17 protein-coding genes and 1 riboswitch are annotated in these 16220 nt (G+C 36.9%); of the genes, 11 read left to right on the forward strand and 6 right to left on the reverse strand.

Annotated features, from left to right (window positions below):
- Positions 1-37: 37 nt before the first annotated feature.
- The 3 genes from D1953_RS21995 to D1953_RS14640 all read right to left on the reverse strand — a co-directional run bounded on the left by D1953_RS21995 (position 38) and on the right by D1953_RS14640 (position 3263).
- The gene (locus tag D1953_RS21995) at positions 38-163 is read right to left on the reverse strand and encodes a hypothetical protein (RefSeq protein ID WP_281271562.1); all 126 of its coding nucleotides are present in this window, start codon (positions 161-163) and stop codon (positions 38-40) included.
- 201 nt (positions 164-364) lie between these two features.
- Entirely contained in the window at positions 365-655 is a 291-nt protein-coding gene (locus D1953_RS14635; protein ID WP_119117929.1) for a hypothetical protein, read from the reverse strand.
- A gap of 28 nt (positions 656-683) precedes the next feature.
- On the reverse strand, positions 684-3263 hold the full coding sequence (locus D1953_RS14640) for a DEAD/DEAH box helicase (RefSeq protein WP_342769259.1): 2580 nt from the start codon (positions 3261-3263) through the stop codon (positions 684-686).
- A gap of 498 nt (positions 3264-3761) precedes the next feature.
- Between D1953_RS14640 and D1953_RS14645 the strand changes: the two genes are divergently transcribed.
- From D1953_RS14645 to D1953_RS14670, 6 genes are all read left to right on the forward strand, one after another.
- The gene (locus tag D1953_RS14645) at positions 3762-4262 is read left to right on the forward strand and encodes a hypothetical protein (protein ID WP_119117931.1); all 501 of its coding nucleotides are present in this window, start codon (positions 3762-3764) and stop codon (positions 4260-4262) included.
- The gene (locus D1953_RS14650) at positions 4243-5037 is read left to right on the forward strand and encodes a 6-carboxyhexanoate--CoA ligase (RefSeq protein WP_119117932.1); all 795 of its coding nucleotides are present in this window, start codon (positions 4243-4245) and stop codon (positions 5035-5037) included. Before D1953_RS14645 ends, D1953_RS14650 begins: the two co-directional genes overlap by 20 nt.
- Complete coding sequence (gene bioF, locus D1953_RS14655) at positions 5034-6230, forward strand: 8-amino-7-oxononanoate synthase (RefSeq protein WP_119117933.1); 1197 nt, start codon at positions 5034-5036, stop codon at positions 6228-6230. Before D1953_RS14650 ends, bioF begins: the two co-directional genes overlap by 4 nt.
- Before the next feature lie 173 nt (positions 6231-6403).
- A complete protein-coding gene (locus tag D1953_RS14660; protein ID WP_119117934.1) occupies positions 6404-6886 on the forward strand; it encodes a DUF2975 domain-containing protein in 483 nt (160 codons plus the stop codon).
- A gap of 10 nt (positions 6887-6896) precedes the next feature.
- Positions 6897-7115, forward strand: a complete 219-nt coding sequence (locus D1953_RS14665; RefSeq protein ID WP_119117935.1) for a helix-turn-helix domain-containing protein — start codon at positions 6897-6899, stop codon at positions 7113-7115.
- Between the two features lie 44 nt (positions 7116-7159).
- Entirely contained in the window at positions 7160-7951 is a 792-nt protein-coding gene (locus tag D1953_RS14670) for a DUF817 domain-containing protein (RefSeq protein ID WP_119117936.1), read from the forward strand.
- 266 nt (positions 7952-8217) lie between these two features.
- Here D1953_RS14670 and D1953_RS14675 read toward each other — a convergent pair whose 3' ends face one another.
- Positions 8218-8658 carry a peptidylprolyl isomerase gene (locus D1953_RS14675; protein ID WP_119117965.1) on the reverse strand — a complete coding sequence of 147 codons (441 nt, stop codon included), beginning with the start codon at positions 8656-8658 and terminating at the stop codon, positions 8218-8220.
- 225 nt (positions 8659-8883) lie between these two features.
- Here D1953_RS14675 and D1953_RS14680 point away from each other — a divergent pair, with 225 nt between their 5' ends.
- Positions 8884-9921: a PTS sugar transporter subunit IIC gene (locus tag D1953_RS14680; protein WP_119117937.1), complete on the forward strand. Its 1038-nt coding sequence runs from the start codon at positions 8884-8886 to the stop codon at positions 9919-9921.
- A gap of 120 nt (positions 9922-10041) precedes the next feature.
- On the opposite strand, the gene D1953_RS14685 is transcribed toward D1953_RS14680, so the two are convergent.
- Together D1953_RS14685 and D1953_RS21330 are read right to left on the reverse strand one after the other, a co-directional pair.
- Positions 10042-11094 carry a zinc-dependent alcohol dehydrogenase family protein gene (locus tag D1953_RS14685; RefSeq protein WP_119117938.1) on the reverse strand — a complete coding sequence of 351 codons (1053 nt, stop codon included), beginning with the start codon at positions 11092-11094 and terminating at the stop codon, positions 10042-10044.
- A gap of 196 nt (positions 11095-11290) precedes the next feature.
- Complete coding sequence (locus D1953_RS21330) at positions 11291-11428, reverse strand: hypothetical protein (RefSeq protein WP_164853174.1); 138 nt, start codon at positions 11426-11428, stop codon at positions 11291-11293.
- Between the two features lie 377 nt (positions 11429-11805).
- Here D1953_RS21330 and D1953_RS14690 point away from each other — a divergent pair, with 377 nt between their 5' ends.
- The 4 genes from D1953_RS14690 (at position 11806) to thiO (ending at position 16220) form a co-directional block, all read left to right on the forward strand.
- A complete protein-coding gene (locus tag D1953_RS14690; RefSeq protein WP_119117939.1) occupies positions 11806-12666 on the forward strand; it encodes a DUF4352 domain-containing protein in 861 nt (286 codons plus the stop codon).
- A 318-nt stretch (positions 12667-12984) separates the two neighbouring features.
- Complete coding sequence (locus tag D1953_RS14695; RefSeq protein WP_119117940.1) at positions 12985-14244, forward strand: sensor histidine kinase; 1260 nt, start codon at positions 12985-12987, stop codon at positions 14242-14244.
- Positions 14245-14317: 73 nt separating this feature from the next.
- A riboswitch (TPP riboswitch) is annotated at positions 14318-14427 on the forward strand.
- A 91-nt stretch (positions 14428-14518) separates the two neighbouring features.
- Positions 14519-15136: a thiazole tautomerase TenI gene (tenI, locus tag D1953_RS14700; RefSeq protein WP_119117941.1), complete on the forward strand. Its 618-nt coding sequence runs from the start codon at positions 14519-14521 to the stop codon at positions 15134-15136.
- Positions 15120-16220 carry a glycine oxidase ThiO gene (thiO, locus tag D1953_RS14705; RefSeq protein ID WP_119117942.1) on the forward strand — a complete coding sequence of 367 codons (1101 nt, stop codon included), beginning with the start codon at positions 15120-15122 and terminating at the stop codon, positions 16218-16220. The genes tenI and thiO overlap by 17 nt, the downstream gene beginning before the upstream one ends.

Genomic DNA, 16220 nt, shown 5'->3' on the forward strand with positions numbered 1-16220 from the left:
GGCCTACTCCCATTAAAATTTAGTAATTGGACCAAGACTATTTCTTTCGCTTTTGCGCAGAAAATTCTTTACCATGTGCCTCTTGTTCTGCAATAACAGCTTCGTCTGGAACATGGTTATTCTTTTTTGGAGAATTGATGCGATTACGATGTTTTTTACCCATTATTGAACTCCCCTATCTATATGTTTTAAATTTTGATGATGGTTAGGTCTCATCTTGTATGTTGAACTGCTTGAAACTTCCATCAATTGTGGGGTCTTACCCCTCGTTTATTTGTGATAAAAATCGCTTTTAAACAAGCATTAATAGCTTCCCCATCTAAGATGAAAACATGCTCCAGAGGCACCCTTGACCAACTATTGGTTATCCTCTAAGAGCTTTACTCTCTTTAAACACTTGAATAAATGTCCCAGGGTCATTCTTAACAGTAAAAGGGTATACACCCGCACTTGTATGAAGGTACAATATTCCTTCCTCATCTCCCATTTTCCGAAAAGATATATCGTGAACAGTATGAATAGGAAATTCACGATATTTTGTAGTAATTCTATTTTCGTATAAATACATATCACGATTGGAAATGACTGTTCTTTGTTCATTATAGGTGACTTCTCTAAGAATTTTATAGTACGGCTGATGAGCTTTCCACTTCATATAAACATCTCCACCATAATAAGCTAACCTAATGTTGACTTGATCGGTGCCTTCTTCGATATCTACTATGATAACAAGAGTCACATATTGGAAAACGTGATTCATCCGGTAGCTTCTTCCCACATTGTTTACATTTTTTCTGGTAATTAATTACTTCATCTTTTAATTGATCATGCACACCGTTACTAATCTCTTCGCGGACCCGTTCCCAGTATATCGCTTCACTTCTCCGATCAATACGGTATAAAAATAATAGATGAAGGCCAATAGCTTTATACGAAAGCTCAAGCTCCTCTAGATTTCCCCTTTTGATGACTGGCTCTGGAAGCTCCCGATTCTCGGCAATCGCGAATATGGTATCCAACCACTGATTGACGAGTCTTGGTTCTTTTGTTGAAAACGGAAGATGGAGAAATCCATATAAATCCATTAAAGAAAAGCGAACTTCAATTTCTGTATCACGAACCAGTTCATATAGCTCGCGTTCCTCTGAAAGAGAGGCTTTTTTTGTTCCTTTTGGTGGATCAAATCGATCCCACAGTTCAAAAAATATCCCTAAGTTTCGATAATATTTCTGAAACCGTTCAAATACAGCTGATGTAGGGGCAATGGCAAAAGTTTTAATCGGTTCATCTGCCTGCTCTAGCAGCTTACGCATCATTTTAATGTCAGATGTAAATGCAACTTTACCGGTGTTATAAATGCCTTTCCGCCCAGCTCGCCCAGCAATTTGCTTAACTTCCTGGGAGGTCAATCTTCTCCTGCTCGTTCCATCGAACTTCTCATTTTCTAAGACGACAATACGACGAATTGGCAAGTTTAACCCCATTCCAATTGCGTCTGTTGCGACAACAACAGATGTTTCACCACGATTAAAAAGCTCAATTTGCCTTTTTCTTGTTTCTGGAGGCATACTGCCATATATCATACTGACGTTATGTCCGTTCCGTCGTAAACTGGAAGCTGTTTCAAGAACCCGCCTCCTTGAAAAACAAACAAGAGCATCCCCTTTTTTCGTGTTTTTCAAACTGAACTCTTCGTTCTCTACCTCCAAGGGAATTTCACGGCTATATTCATGCAATTCAATATCAACTCCATCTAGAAGATTAAGCAGCATCATTTTAGTATTTTGGCTTCCAATAATATGTACTTCTTTTGCATTTGCCTTCGTGATGGCTCGATACCATGAAAAACCGCGATCTTTATCAGCAATCATTTGTGCTTCATCAATGACCATCACTTCATAATAATCCTTCTCATGAAACATCTCGACTGTACAGGAAATATGGCGTGCATCCTCCATCAGCTTTTCTTCTTCCCCAGTCTTTAAGGAGCACGGGACACCCTCTGCATTCAGCTTGTCATAAACTTCAAGTGCCAAAAGCCGAAGAGGAGCAAGATATAAACCACTTTGAGCGCTCTTCATTTTTTGTAGCGCTTGATAAGTCTTTCCTGTATTCGTCTCCCCAATATGGAGCACATATCTCGTGTTTTTTCCTAAGGCCGCGCTATACGCCTTACCAAAAATATCGTCAAGGATTCTTTCCTCTTCTGCTTTTCTGCGTTCCTGCTCTGCCAATTCTTCGGCCAGTCTTTGTTCTCTAGTCGCTTCGTCTTTCTCAAAGATCTCCTGATGCAAAGTTTCGTCAAAAGGAACCTCTGCCAGTCTCAACAAATCAGAAAGGTATTCCTCCTGAAGCTCATCAAAACAAGCCTCAGATAAATCTGCTAATTCATCTCGCAACACCCCTTTTAGAGTTCCTGCAGTCAGGGGTTCACCATAAATTTCCGTATACTCCTTCATTAGCTTCTCAGGTAAATGTTCGATAACTTTTTTCGGAGCAAAGTCTAAAATAAATTCCGACACAATTCTTTCATAGCGATAGAAATAAGTTTCATATTCAAAGTCGCTTCTTCCCCAAACAAATAGCGAGTGAATATCACCTGTCAATTCTTCAAAGAAATCAGTAAGCATTACATAATCTGTCGCGTTAAGTTCCCCCTGCACCCTCAATGGTTCTTCAAGTAAGTAGGGCTCTGTATAATGATACTTTTTCTTATTTTGAATATCATCAGACAACATTCGAGCTACGTGATAACGGACATGCAGATATGAAAGAAAAGCATTCTTATCCAAAAATTCATATGCAGCCTTTTGTAGTTTTTCTCGAATATGCCATCGCTGTTCAGCTTGCCTTTTCTCTTCTTGCCTCTTAAAAAAGGTTTGCCTTGCATTGACATACCTTTGCTCCCAGTCTTGCTCATTTTCAGATAAAGTTTGTTTCAGCCAAGGCAGCACATCAAAAGGATAATAATTTCTTAATTCATTCCGGAATAATTGATTAACTATCTTTTTATCTGTCCCTTCGGTAACATATCCCTTTTCATTCAAAAAGGCCTTTTTTTCTTTTCTCGGTACATCATTCGAAGCTTTATTTAGCCAAACATTAATCCAAATCTGCTCAATATAAGACTGTCTGTCAGAAATATATGTTTGCCAGGCAGGAAGCATCTCTTGTGTTTCTAAATAGCGCTCAATATCCTGGATAACCTTTTGTTTCGTTTGCTCAATTGCGATCGGATATATCTCTTCTAATTTTCCCATCATAATCCCCTTTTACGTGTCACAATATGTAGTTATGCAGTGTTGTTCAATTAGTTAGATTTGAAACTAATAGCCTTTATAAATTTTAATCGCATGACACTTCTTTCTTTAATATCCATATTATATCAACCAGAATTGAAAACAAAAACATTCGTTCTATTTTAGTCATTTCCTTAGCAAATTTAATTGACTAACTAAATGTATGTATTTGTTATTGTTAGCTCCCTTTTTTATTTTATAACCTGGCTAAAAAGCCAAGATTGTCCTACCATTATTTGTGCCACTTTTTCAGATGTTCAACTCATCTACAGATTGAAACATGATTATCCTATTAGGATATTATACCTAGATACTTAAAGAAGACTAAATAACATTTTATTTCTAATATAGGAGCATTAAAAAATTCAATTTTTCCTATATTGACGATATCACCGTATTATGTTTTAATATTCTCAATTGTCAACTTGTTTATATTTAAGTTGACATTATTGGGAGGTTCTTATGAAAAAATGGACAACTTACGATCTTGCACTGATTGCTTTACTTGCTAGTTTTATAGCGATTACAGGAGCAATTAAGATTCCTATCGGTATTCCAGGCTCAGAATTCCAGCTTTCTGCTCCTATTGCTGTAGCAATTGCGGCTATATTTGGATTCAAACGCTACCTTCTTGCAGGTATCCTTGCTAGTCTGATTTTATTTCTGCTTGGCATTCATAACCTATTAAACATCGAAATAGCTATGACTTTTCGAATCGTCGCTGGTGGAATAGTAGCTTTATTCGGAACTTCTCTTCCTGTTTTAATACTAGCGGGACCGATTGGGACTGTGGTTGCTCGCTTCGTACTTGCCATCACTCTCGGCGTTCCTTCTGGTCCGTTGCTTTTAGCGGCTATCCCAGGAATGACTTTTACCGCTTTAACAGTATGGCCATTAAAAGAAGTGTTCAAAAAAATTAGTGAAAAACAAAGGAGACATCATCATGTTAAACGAGCTTTATAGCATTAGAATGAGAGCAGCTGAAGGAGGAGCCCATGAGCAAGGCGGTCGGCATATATCGGGCGGAGAGCGCCTCGGACAAAAAGAAGAACTACATAAATTAGCAACAGAACTGCTTACTAAATCACTTAATCATTCACGTGGTGATTGTGATTTCATTCAGTTAGTAATTGAAAAACTCCAAAATCAAGAAATCAAGACAATTAGCCCTCTTCCTGTTTCCACTGAACATGTACAAAACGTGACAGAAGGACGAAAAAAAGCTGTATCTCTTCTTTCATTCCTTGGAATTTCAGATGAAGCGATTACACAAGGGCTAAACTTTCTCAAACAATCAACACATCAAAGAGGTGCCATTATTGTAGACAGCCAAACCGGAAAACGGCTAGATCATCGAGAACTGAAAGGTGTACGGGTATCCCGAATGGATTGGCATACACAAAGTTGGAGTAACTGGTCTGCATTTTACCAACCTTTTGCCTCTTCTCGTATTAGAGAGGCACTCGCTCTCGCTTCAAAGGTCGCAGCTTCTCCTTATACAATAGCTGAATTATGCTGGTCTGATGACCTAGATTATATAACTGGCTATGTGGCAAGTTCTGCTACTGGTTATATACGGATTACCCATTTAAAAAATATTGGAGAAGATTGTGGAGGACGCATCTTTTTTGTTAAACAACATTGTCCTCTAGATGACTATATTTCTTATTTAGAAACAACACCTGTCTGTATTACATATGAAAACGCAACCAAGCATGGAAGGAGGACAAGCTCATGACAGATTATCTTAGCCAGGAATTACAGCAAATTCGAGAACAAGGATTATTTCGAACACTGCGAAGGATAGATGCATCAAGTGATACAGAAACAGTGCTAGAAGGAAAGAAGGTGCTTCTATTTTCTTCTAATAATTATCTAGGTTTAGCCAATGATTCACGTATGAAAGAAAAAGCTATTGAAGCAATCAAACAATTTGGTACAGGAAGCGGCGGCTCTCGTCTAACGACAGGAAATCTTTCTTTACATGAACAGTTAGAACGTGACATTGCCTCTTTTAAAGGAAAGGAGGCTAGCCTTGTATTTAGCAGTGGATTCCTAGCAAATGTCGGCATTATTTCTACCTTGATGAAGCAGGGTGATGTTATTTTAAGCGATTCCCTAAACCACGCTAGTATCATTGATGGCTGCCGCTTAAGTAAAGCTGATACGGTTATTTACAATCATGTTGATATGAACGATTTAGAGAAAAAATTACAAAGTGTAACCTCTTATCAGCGAAAGCTCATTGTTACAGACGGTGTGTTCAGCATGGATGGAAATATTGCTCCACTCCCTGCTATCGTCTCACTTGCACAAAAATACGGAGCTATGGTAATGGTCGATGATGCACATTCTACAGGAATTCTGGGTAAAACAGGTGCTGGTACAGCCGAATATTTTGGATTGACAAATCAGATTGATTTATTAATGGGAACGCTTAGTAAATCAATTGGGGCAGAGGGTGGATATGTCGCGGCATCTCATTCCCTCATTCAATATTTACGCAATAAAGCTCGTTCTTTTATTTTCCAAACGGCTTTATCTCCTAGTGTTGTCGCTGCGAGTATAGAAGGAATTCGCATCATTCGTGAAGAAAGAGAAAGAAGCGTACGACTGCTTGAAAATGCGGAATTTTTACGGAACGGATTGAAAAAATCAGGCTTTTCGCTTGTAGATGGCTCCACTCCCATTCTTGCAGTTTTAATTGGTTCTGCACAAGATGCTGTTCATTTTTCCAAAAGATTAGAAGAAGAAGGAATTTTTGCTCCAGCTATCCGCCCACCTACAGTACCTGAAGGCATGAGCCGTATTCGATTAACCATAATGGCCACGCATCGGCAGGAACAGTTGGAATATGCTTTACATACCTTTGTGAAAATCGGAAAAGAGATGAATCTTCTTTCTACAAAAAATGTCATGCAATCGAAATAGTAATCAAAAAGAATGCATTTCTCTGTAAATAATGAGGAATGCTTTTTATTTTATCTAAATCAAAGGATAATTAAATAACAATAAAAATACTATTAAAATAAATAATTTTTTATTGTAAAACGATAAATACTGTGTTAGATTCAAATTGAAAATAAATAAGTGAGGTACTTTTTATGAAACAAGTTACGACACTCTTTTTAAAGATAGCTGTTATTTTTATTGGAATCCCAGTTCTTGCTTTATGTATCTTTTTGGTGCCTGAGATAGGGAATATTACAGCACAATTGCTTCCAGAGTTTGCTTATATGGAATATCTCGTTTCCATCATTTTTTATGCATCGGCGATACCTTTTTACTTTGCTCTATATCAGGCATTTAAACTTTTAAGATATATTGACAAGAACGAAGCTTTCTCCGAATTATCTGTAAAAGCTTTAAAGAAAATCAAATACTGTGCCATCACAATCAGTAGCTTGCATGTACTAGTCTTGCCGCTTTTCTATCTATTTGCGGATAAAGACGGCGCCCCCGGTGTCATCTTTATCGGATTGGTTGTTCCTTTTGCTTCAATGGTGATTGCAGTCTTTGCTGCTGTTCTTCAAAAACTGTTAAAAGAAGCGATTGATATAAAATCAGAAAATGACTTAACGGTCTGAGGTGAAAACAATGGCAATTATAATCAATATTGATGTGATGTTGGCGAAAAGGAAAATGAGCGTGACAGAACTATCCGAGAGAGTTGGCATAACAATGGCTAACCTTTCTATATTGAAGAATGGAAAGGCAAAAGCGATTCGATTATCCACTTTAGAAGCGATTTGTAAGGCTTTAGAATGTCAGCCTGGAGATATTTTAGAATACAAAAGTGACGAAGACACCCAATAAGCAAGACTTACACATATTCAGAAAAACTTTTGGAGGTACCAATCATGGGAACACTAAAACATCTCGTTTGTTTTGGTTGGGAGCAAGCCCTATCGTGTTTGTTTCCTGTCATTATTTTTACCTCTTTGGCTTTTACACAAATCATGCCACTTCCCTTCCTGCCACGGTATGACTGGCTGCTCATCATCTGCCTTCTGATGCAGTGGTACATGGTGCGTTCTGAGCTTGAAACACGGGATGAACTAAAGGTTATTACTTTGTTCCACCTTATTGGGCTTACTCTTGAACTTTTCAAGGTACATATGGGCTCCTGGTCTTATCCAGAGGAAGGATATTTCAAAATTTTTGGAGTGCCTTTGTATAGCGGATTCATGTACGCAAGTGTAGCGAGTTATCTTTGCCAGGCATGGAGGCGGTTGAAAGTTGAACTGGTTAAATGGCCGCCGTTTTTGGTAGTTGTACCTCTTGCAGCTGCGATTTATTTGAATTTTTTCACCCACCATTATTGGATTGACGTTCGTTGGTGGTTATCTGGACTTGTAATAATCGTCTTTTGGCAATCATGGGTTACATATGAGGTTGATGGAACTCGTTATCGTATGCCACTCGCACTTTCTTTTGTACTTATCGGATTTTTTATATGGATAGCTGAAAATATCGCAACGTTCTTTGGAGCGTGGGAATACCCAAACCAAACCGAAGCATGGAGTCTCGTTCACCTAGGAAAGGTAAGTTCATGGCTCTTATTGGTGATTGTTAGCTTTCTTATAGTAGCGACGTTAAAGCAGGTTAAAGGAAGAAGTTCCGCTAGAATGGATACTAGTCAATTTTTATAACTGTTAAATATCTTTAGGTTGAAGTTCTCCTAGCGTACAAAATGCCGAATAAAATAAATTGGAAAAAGGACATAGCATATTTGTTAATATAAAATATGTTGTGTCCTTTTATTTAGGTCCTGATAAAGCATTGTATATAATCCAATCTTTATCCTTTCTCAGGAATATTCTTAGAGGCATTCAAAAACTGTGATAGGCTATAAAAATTAAGGAACCAAAAAAGAGCAGAGCTAATTAACAGCCCTGCTCTCATTTACATGATTTAATTAATCCGCATCAAATACTCTTACTTCTTTCATCGTGTCACCGTTTTTCATAGCTCTTGCAGTCTCAAGGCCTGATGTCACTTTACCAAAGACAGTATGGACTCCATTTAGATGAGGTTGTGGCTCATGAACAATGAAAAACTGGCTAGATCCTGTATCTCTACCAGCATGAGCCATAGATAAGCTGCCTGCTTCATGTTTATGAGGATTTCCCTCAGTCTCACATTTAATAGTAGTACCACTTCCACCCATTCCTGTACCTGTAGGGTCTCCACCTTGGCTCACAAACCCTGGAATTACTCTATGAAAAACTACTCCATCATAAAAGCCCTCATTAGCTAGTTTTTCAAAGTTAGCTACTGTGTTAGGAGCTTCATTAGGGTAAAATTCAAGCTCAATCTTTTCTCCGTTTTCCATTACAATGTAACCTTTTTTAGCCATGTTAACATCTCCTTCATTTTTCATCTTTTTCATTCTATCACAGAACATTCATCTTCTCCTAAAAAATCCCCCTTTAGGAACAAAGTGAATGTCTCTTTTTAATAATTTTCCTTTCACGGGAACGCTTTTACACACCTTTGCAGTAAAGTGTTAAAATTTTCATTGACTACTATCAGAATATTCTCTATAATTTTTCTATTATCAACGAGATTGGAGCTAGTTAAAATGAAAGATTTTTTCAGCAAGTTATTAACTGGAATGAGCATTGGTATTGTTGTTTCATTGATTCCAAATGCTTTATTAGGGGAAATTCTTAAACTATTAATTCCACACTTCCCTGCCCTACAACCCATTTTAGACATTACAGTCATTGTCATGAGCTTCTTACCCGTTATGATTGGGGTAATGGTAGGGGTTACGTTTAAATTAACCTCCATTCAAACAGCAAGTATTGGAATTGCAGCGATGGTTGGTAGCGGTGTTGTTCAAAAAACAGCAGAAGGGGCCTTTACGCTTAATGGAATTGGAATCGTTATTAATACTGGGATTACAGCTGCGTTAACGGTGCTATTTGTTCAATTTCTTGGCAATCGATTAAAAGAGTACTCCATTCTTTTAATGCCAACGCTGAGTATTTTAATGCCAGGTATGATTGGTTATTCCATTCTACCATTTGTCAAACATTCTACTGGTTTGTTAGGTGTCGCTGTTGCAAATATAACAGCATTACAACCTGTTTTAATGGGAGCACTTATTTCTGTTATTTTCTGTATCATTATATTATCACCTATTTCAACAGTAGGAGTTGCAACGGTTATTATGCTTTCTGGTATTGGATCTGGTGCCGCAAACTTAGGTATTGTAGCAGCAGGTGTCGGTTTAGCGATTGCTAGTTATAAAGCTAATTCACTTGGAACAGCATTAGCACATGTGTTAGGCTCTCCAAAAATTCAAATGCGAAACTTTTTCATGAAGCCGAAAATCGCTTTTCCAATGTTAATCACAGCAGCGGTTCTCGGAGCTCTGGCTGGTGTATTAAATATTCAAGGAACACCTTATAGTGCTGGCTTCGGGTTATCAGGATTAGTTGGACCGCTCAATTATATAAATTTAGCAGACGGTGGCTGGACTACTAAAAATATCACTATTATGCTAAGTACATTCTTCATTATTCCAATTGGATTGAATCTTGTTCTAATCTACCTATTCTCTAAAAAATTAAAAATGATTAAAGCAGAAGATTATAAGTTACAGTTTGATTAATATCTTAAGCATCTTCATAAAAGCTTGTAGACAACACCTCCATATCAAGGGCTGTCTGCAAGCTTTTTATTTCCCTCAAAAAAATAGACACAACTCAAAAAAGTTGTGTCAAAATCACCTCTATTTAAATTGTGTAATTACATTAAATCCATAGGTTTTATAACTTGTCATATCATGAAGCACCTCAGATACATCGTCTAAGGCAATCTCACGTGAAACGAGCGATTTTGGATTTAACTTCCCTTGAGCAATCAATGCTAGTAAACCATTATACTCCGAGCGAGGGTTACCTAGACTTCCGACCACTTCTAACTCCATCGCTGTAATCGCATCAATCGGAAGGCCAACTAAGCCCCCTTCATTTTTTGTAGTTAAACCGATTTGAACATGTCGGCCCCCTTTGCGTAAAGAAGTAACGGAATTTAAAATCGTTTCTTGAATTCCAAGCGCTTCGATGGACGCGTGTGCCCCACCCTTTGTTATTTCTCGAATGGCTTCCACAACATTTTCCTGACGAGCGTTCACACCAACAACGGCACCTTCTTTCCTAGCCTTGTCCAATTTAGCAGCATCTACATCAACGGCAATAACCTGAGCACCTATTGCATTGGCAACTTGAACAGCAGATAGCCCAACACCTCCTGCACCATGAACAACAAGCCAATTCCCCGGCTTAATATTGCTGCGCATGACGCCATGATAGCCAGTCATATAGCGGCAACCAATAGCTGCAGCTGTAAGCGTGTCCACTTCATCAGGAAGAGCAACTAAGTTAAAATCCCCGTTTGGTACTTTCACATATTCTGCATACGCTCCATCATAACTAAATCCAAAAATTTGTAAAGAATCACAGCGATTTGATTGACCACTCAAACAATTTAAACAATGTGAACAGCCTTCATGGAAAGGAGTCGTTACTCGATCCCCCGGACGAAAGTTTTTCACTTCTTTTCCTACCGCTTCAACAACACCGCCTAATTCATGACCTGGAATAATCGGAAGAACAGGACTTAAGCCGATCCACTCCCAATCTCCCATCCAAGCATGCCAATCACTACGGCACACTCCGCTTGCTTCTACTTTCACAATGACATCATGCGGACCTGGAGTTGGGTCAGGTACATGACCTATTCTTAACGGTTTTCTTTGTTCGATAATTTGAGCAGCCCTCATATGCTTGTCCTCCTTAATTATAGTATTTGCATATTATTAACGCCTTCTTTATCAAAGATATTCCGCAAGTCGTTTAAATATGAACAAAAACTTTCTTCGACAAACATAATTAAACCCTGCCTGTTTTTATATATAAACGGGCAGGGTTTCTATTTGACTTCAACTGCGAGATTCGTAGTCATCACGTCCTTTTTCATTAACTAGCTTGATTATCATATTCATTCAATTGTTCTTTCGTTAAGTGTGTTACAAAATGATAAAAAGTCATCGACTCCATTCCGTAATTTTCACATGCTCTTTTATAGCTTTCATATGCTTCACGATATGTTTCCATTTTCGCTCCCCCTGTTGTATAACAATTTATTTAAGTTATATAAAATATATAACAGACCAACCGCTGTGTCAATACATTTCCAATAAATAAAATACTGTTATATAACAAATTTTCCGGTTGATTTTTTACCATTATCCCTCTTTTTAATTAACATAAATTACCGATAGCGTTTAGATGTAACGTAAATTAATATTAGATTCGGATATACATTTTTACGATGTGCCACTATCGCTTCATCTGGAAAACTTATAATTTCATTGTTTATTGTCTATAAAAATACATACTTATCAAAAAATGCTGAAGCCTATATTTTATTTCCATTAACATTGTATATTTAGCTTTATATAATTAATTAAATGTAAGAAGGAAGGATTATATTGAAGATTTTTTCTCCTAAACTAATTATCGCATTGGTATGCAGTATCGGTTTATTTTTCCAACTATTATCTCCATTACCAACTGCGGAAGCCAGCAGCACTTACACGTACTATGTTAAAACAACTGCAAATTTGTACAGCAGTACATCTTCTAGCAAAAAGAAGCTAACAACAGTACCAATCAATACGAAATTAACTACTTCGACTAGTAAATCCAGCAAGATGTATAAGGTTACCTATAAAGGTAAAAAAGGTTATGTTTATTCTTCCAACCTTTCAAAAGCAAAAGTAAAATTAAGCTTTTTTGTCAAAAAAAGTGCTGGATTGTACAGTAATACTACTAGTAAAAAGGTGAAATTAGATGCTCTTCCAATCAATACAAAAGTAACCACAACCTCTGTAAAAACAGATAAAATGTATAAAGTCACATACGGCAGTAAAACTGGATATGTATATGCTTCAAATTTATCTACTAAAAAAGTATCTAAGGTTCCTTTCGGACAAACAGTGCGAATCGGTAATTTTACAGTAAAAGTAAGCAACCCAGTCAATCAGTACGGAAGCAGTTATCTATATGACGATGCAAATTATATCTCACTTTATGTTGTCATTAAAAATTATGGACCGACACAGATTCCTGGGTCCTTCCCAGATCTATATATTAACGATAAATTCAGCGATGCCCTCGATTTACAGTTTTATTCGGCTAAATACAATGAATTGGATACCATTGTGAAGCTTGCTAAAGGCAAAACTTTAAGTGGATATTTGACTTATCAAGTATCACCAGGTAAAAAATTAGAATTAGTGTATAGAGATTTTGATAGCTTTGATAGCATTATATTTTTCGGAACCAATTAATACAACTCATTCTATAGTACAGAAGTACGGAAAAAGACTGATCACAGAATGATGGTGATCAGTCTTTTATTATTTACCCTTATTACTAGCTAAGTTTTTTGCATTAACAAAAAAGCACGATAAATGAAATCACGATGGGTAACACAAAGATAGAGATACCGAGTACAATTCTAATTTCCGCTTCTGTAAAGTATTTATCATTTATAGGAACAGAAAACAAATGTGTATTTTTATACCATTTTTTAAAATAACGAAAGGAATTTCACCTAATAATAGCGAATATTTAAAGTTATAAATTATTGAAAGTTCGGTGCAACTATGTCTTTAATAACAAAAGATTTGTTAATTAACTTCTTATTTACTATTCTTCCGTTATTTTTAGTACAAATGATTTATTTTGCCAAATATTCTTATAGATTTGAAAACTTCAAAAAAAGGACATTTGCCATTTTTCCTATCGTCTCCCTTATTCTTTGCATGATATTCCCTGTTGATACAGGTCCTTATTATGTATGGGATCTTCGTTGGATTCCCTTTATCCTAGGTTGGTTATATGGCGGATATAAATTAGGAATTCCTTTATTATTCTTAATGTTAGTCATTCGCTTTTGGCTCAATGGCGATAACGGCTTTTATATAGCATGTATTACCTTCTTTTCTTTTTCTATTGTACTATTCTTTATATCCAAATATTTTTCGCAATTTTCCGTGAAGTATAAAGTGATAATAAGCAGTTCACTAACTTTTATCGGCTTAATGCTCTCCCTGTTGGTATCTGAGCAACTATTTCACATAAACAGAGGAGCAAATCTATGGGCGGAGTATATTTCCATACAGATTATTGCGATGGTGTTTACGAACCTGCTGTGGGAAGTCATCCAAGCAAATTTTCAAGTATTACAAAAGTTAGTGAAAGCTGAGAAATTACAAATGGTGAGTCATCTAGCAGCTAGTATTTCTCATGAAGTTCGTAATCCCCTCACCGCAAGTAGAGGATTTATCCAAATGCTATCTGAAGAAACCTCTGAACAAAAAAGAAAACAATATACAGAAATTGCATTACAAGAATTAGATCGAGCCACAGAAGTAATCAATGATTATTTAACATTTGCTAAGCCCGCACTTGACAAGGAAGAAAAAATCAATGTCGCAGAAGAGATTCAGCATGTCATCAATATCATTACTCCTTTAGCTAATATGAACAGCATACGAATCAAACTATCTTTATTAGAAGATGACCAATATGTCGTTAAGGGAGAGCGAAAAAAGTTTCAACAATGTTTAATTAATATATTAAAAAACGGCATAGAATCTATGGAGATTAACGGAAAATTACACGTTATCCTAACCAATAATGAGGATACGATTCAAATCGATATTCGAGATGAAGGATCAGGTATGACACAAGAACAAATCCATCGCCTTGGGGAGCCCTATTTTACAACAAAAGAAAAAGGAACAGGACTTGGAATGATGGTTTCGTATAGTATTATTAATCAAATGGATGGCCAGATTACAGTCGTCAGTGAACAAGGAATAGGAACTTGCTTTTCTATCAAGCTCCCTATTTATCAATAAATTTTTTTAAAAGTTTTTATTGTATACCTTCCAGATTTATGATATTTTAAATATAAATTTTAAAACTATTTAGTTAATTCACTAGGGGATCCCTTGATAAGGGCTGAGAATAAAGTAGTTACTTTTAAACCCTCATAACCTGAACAGGTTCGCACCTGCGTAGGGAAGTGTTCGTTATTCTTTGTGCTTATTTGTGTACAAATAACAAAACCACTTTCCTATTTAAGGTTAGTGGTTTTTTTGCGTGTACTACTAGTAAAAGGAGTAAACGAATATGAAACTGATTGCCGTAACAGATGATTCACATACGGTTGACGCGCTGACAAGTATTATTTCTTCTATTCAAAATATGGTTGATTATGTCCATATTCGTGAAAAATCAAAAACGGCTCATGAAATTCTGTCACTCATTCAGCTTTTAGAACAAGCAGATGTAAACAAAGAAAAACTCGTCATTCATGATCGTTTAGATATTGCGTTACTCACACAAATTTCAAATATCCATCTTCCATCACATAGTTTCCCTATCCAAAAAGTAAGAGAAAACTTTCCGCACTTACGGATTGGTCGTTCGATTCATTCTTTAGAAGAAGCCAAACAAGCAGAAAGAGATGGAGCGGATTATGTGTTATATGGACATTGTTTTGAAACAGATTGTAAAAAGGGACTAACTCCAAATGGTATACATACTATTAGCAACATGAAACAAACACTCAACATCCCTGTATATGCCATAGGTGGAATTACGCCAAATCGAGTACATGCCCTTCAGCAACTAAAAACAGATGGCATTGCGGTTATGTCGGGCATTTTTTCTTCACCAAATCCCTATGCATCCGCATTAGACTTTTTAAAATTATGTAAGGAGAATTCATGTGAAAACAAATTATGAAGTAGCTATTATAGGCGGTGGAATTATCGGCTGCTCAATTGCTTATTATTTAGCGAAAGAACAGATTGATGTTGCTGTGTTTGAGGAAAAGCAACTAGCTAGTAAATCAACAAGTGCAGCGGCTGGTATGCTAGGTGCTCATTCAGAATGTAATGACCTTGAGATTTTTTATCCTTTTGCAAGAAAGAGCCAACTAGCCTATTTTCAGCTTCAAGATGAGCTAAAAGAGCTAAGCGGTATCGATATTGAATTAAGAAAAGGCGGAATTTTTCAGCTCGCTTATTCAGAGGCTGAAAAAAGTGAGCTAAGCTCTACCCTCTCTCTTCCTACCGTCAGATGGTATGACAGAGATAATGTACGACATGAAGAATCCTCTGTTTCAACGAATATTATTGGAGCCGCTTTTATTGAAGATGATGTTAATGTCTTACCTAGTTCTGTTTGTCAAGCATTTGGAAAGAGTGCTCAAGTATTGGGGGCATCGGTTTTTGAATATACATCGGTTCTCTCGATTCAAAAACAAGACAGTTCCTATACGATTAAAACAAGTAAAGGTAATTTCCAAGCTAAATATATCGTTGTCGCCAATGGTGTATGGAGCTCGAATTTTTTCCATCAGCTTGGTTTAACCAATACGCTTATTCCTGTCAAAGGCGAATGTGTATCCGTTTCAAGTGAAAAGCCGCTGTTAAAGCATACCTTGTTTCATGAACACTGCTATATTGTACCTCGAAACAACGGCAGACTTGTACTTGGAGCCAGCATGGTCGAAAATGATTGGAATGAACAAGCAAGTCTTGGCGGCATCGAGAAGCTCATTGCTAAAGCAAAAACGATGCTCCCGTCCATCATCGATATGAAAATCGAGTCCTTTTGGGCAGGTCTTCGTCCACAAACGTTTGATCAAAAGCCATTTATCGGGCATCATCCTGATGATGAAGGCATTTTATTCGCTACAGGACATTATCGAAATGGCATTTTGCTAGCTCCTGCCACAGGACAAATGATTCGAGATTTTATTATGAAAAAAGAAATAAAAAAAGATTGGATAGAAGCCTTTAAAATCGAGCGCCAAAAGAGGTGA

This window comes from Peribacillus asahii (assembly GCF_003570725.1).
In the GTDB taxonomy this organism is placed as follows: domain Bacteria; phylum Bacillota; class Bacilli; order Bacillales; family DSM-1321; genus Peribacillus; species Peribacillus asahii.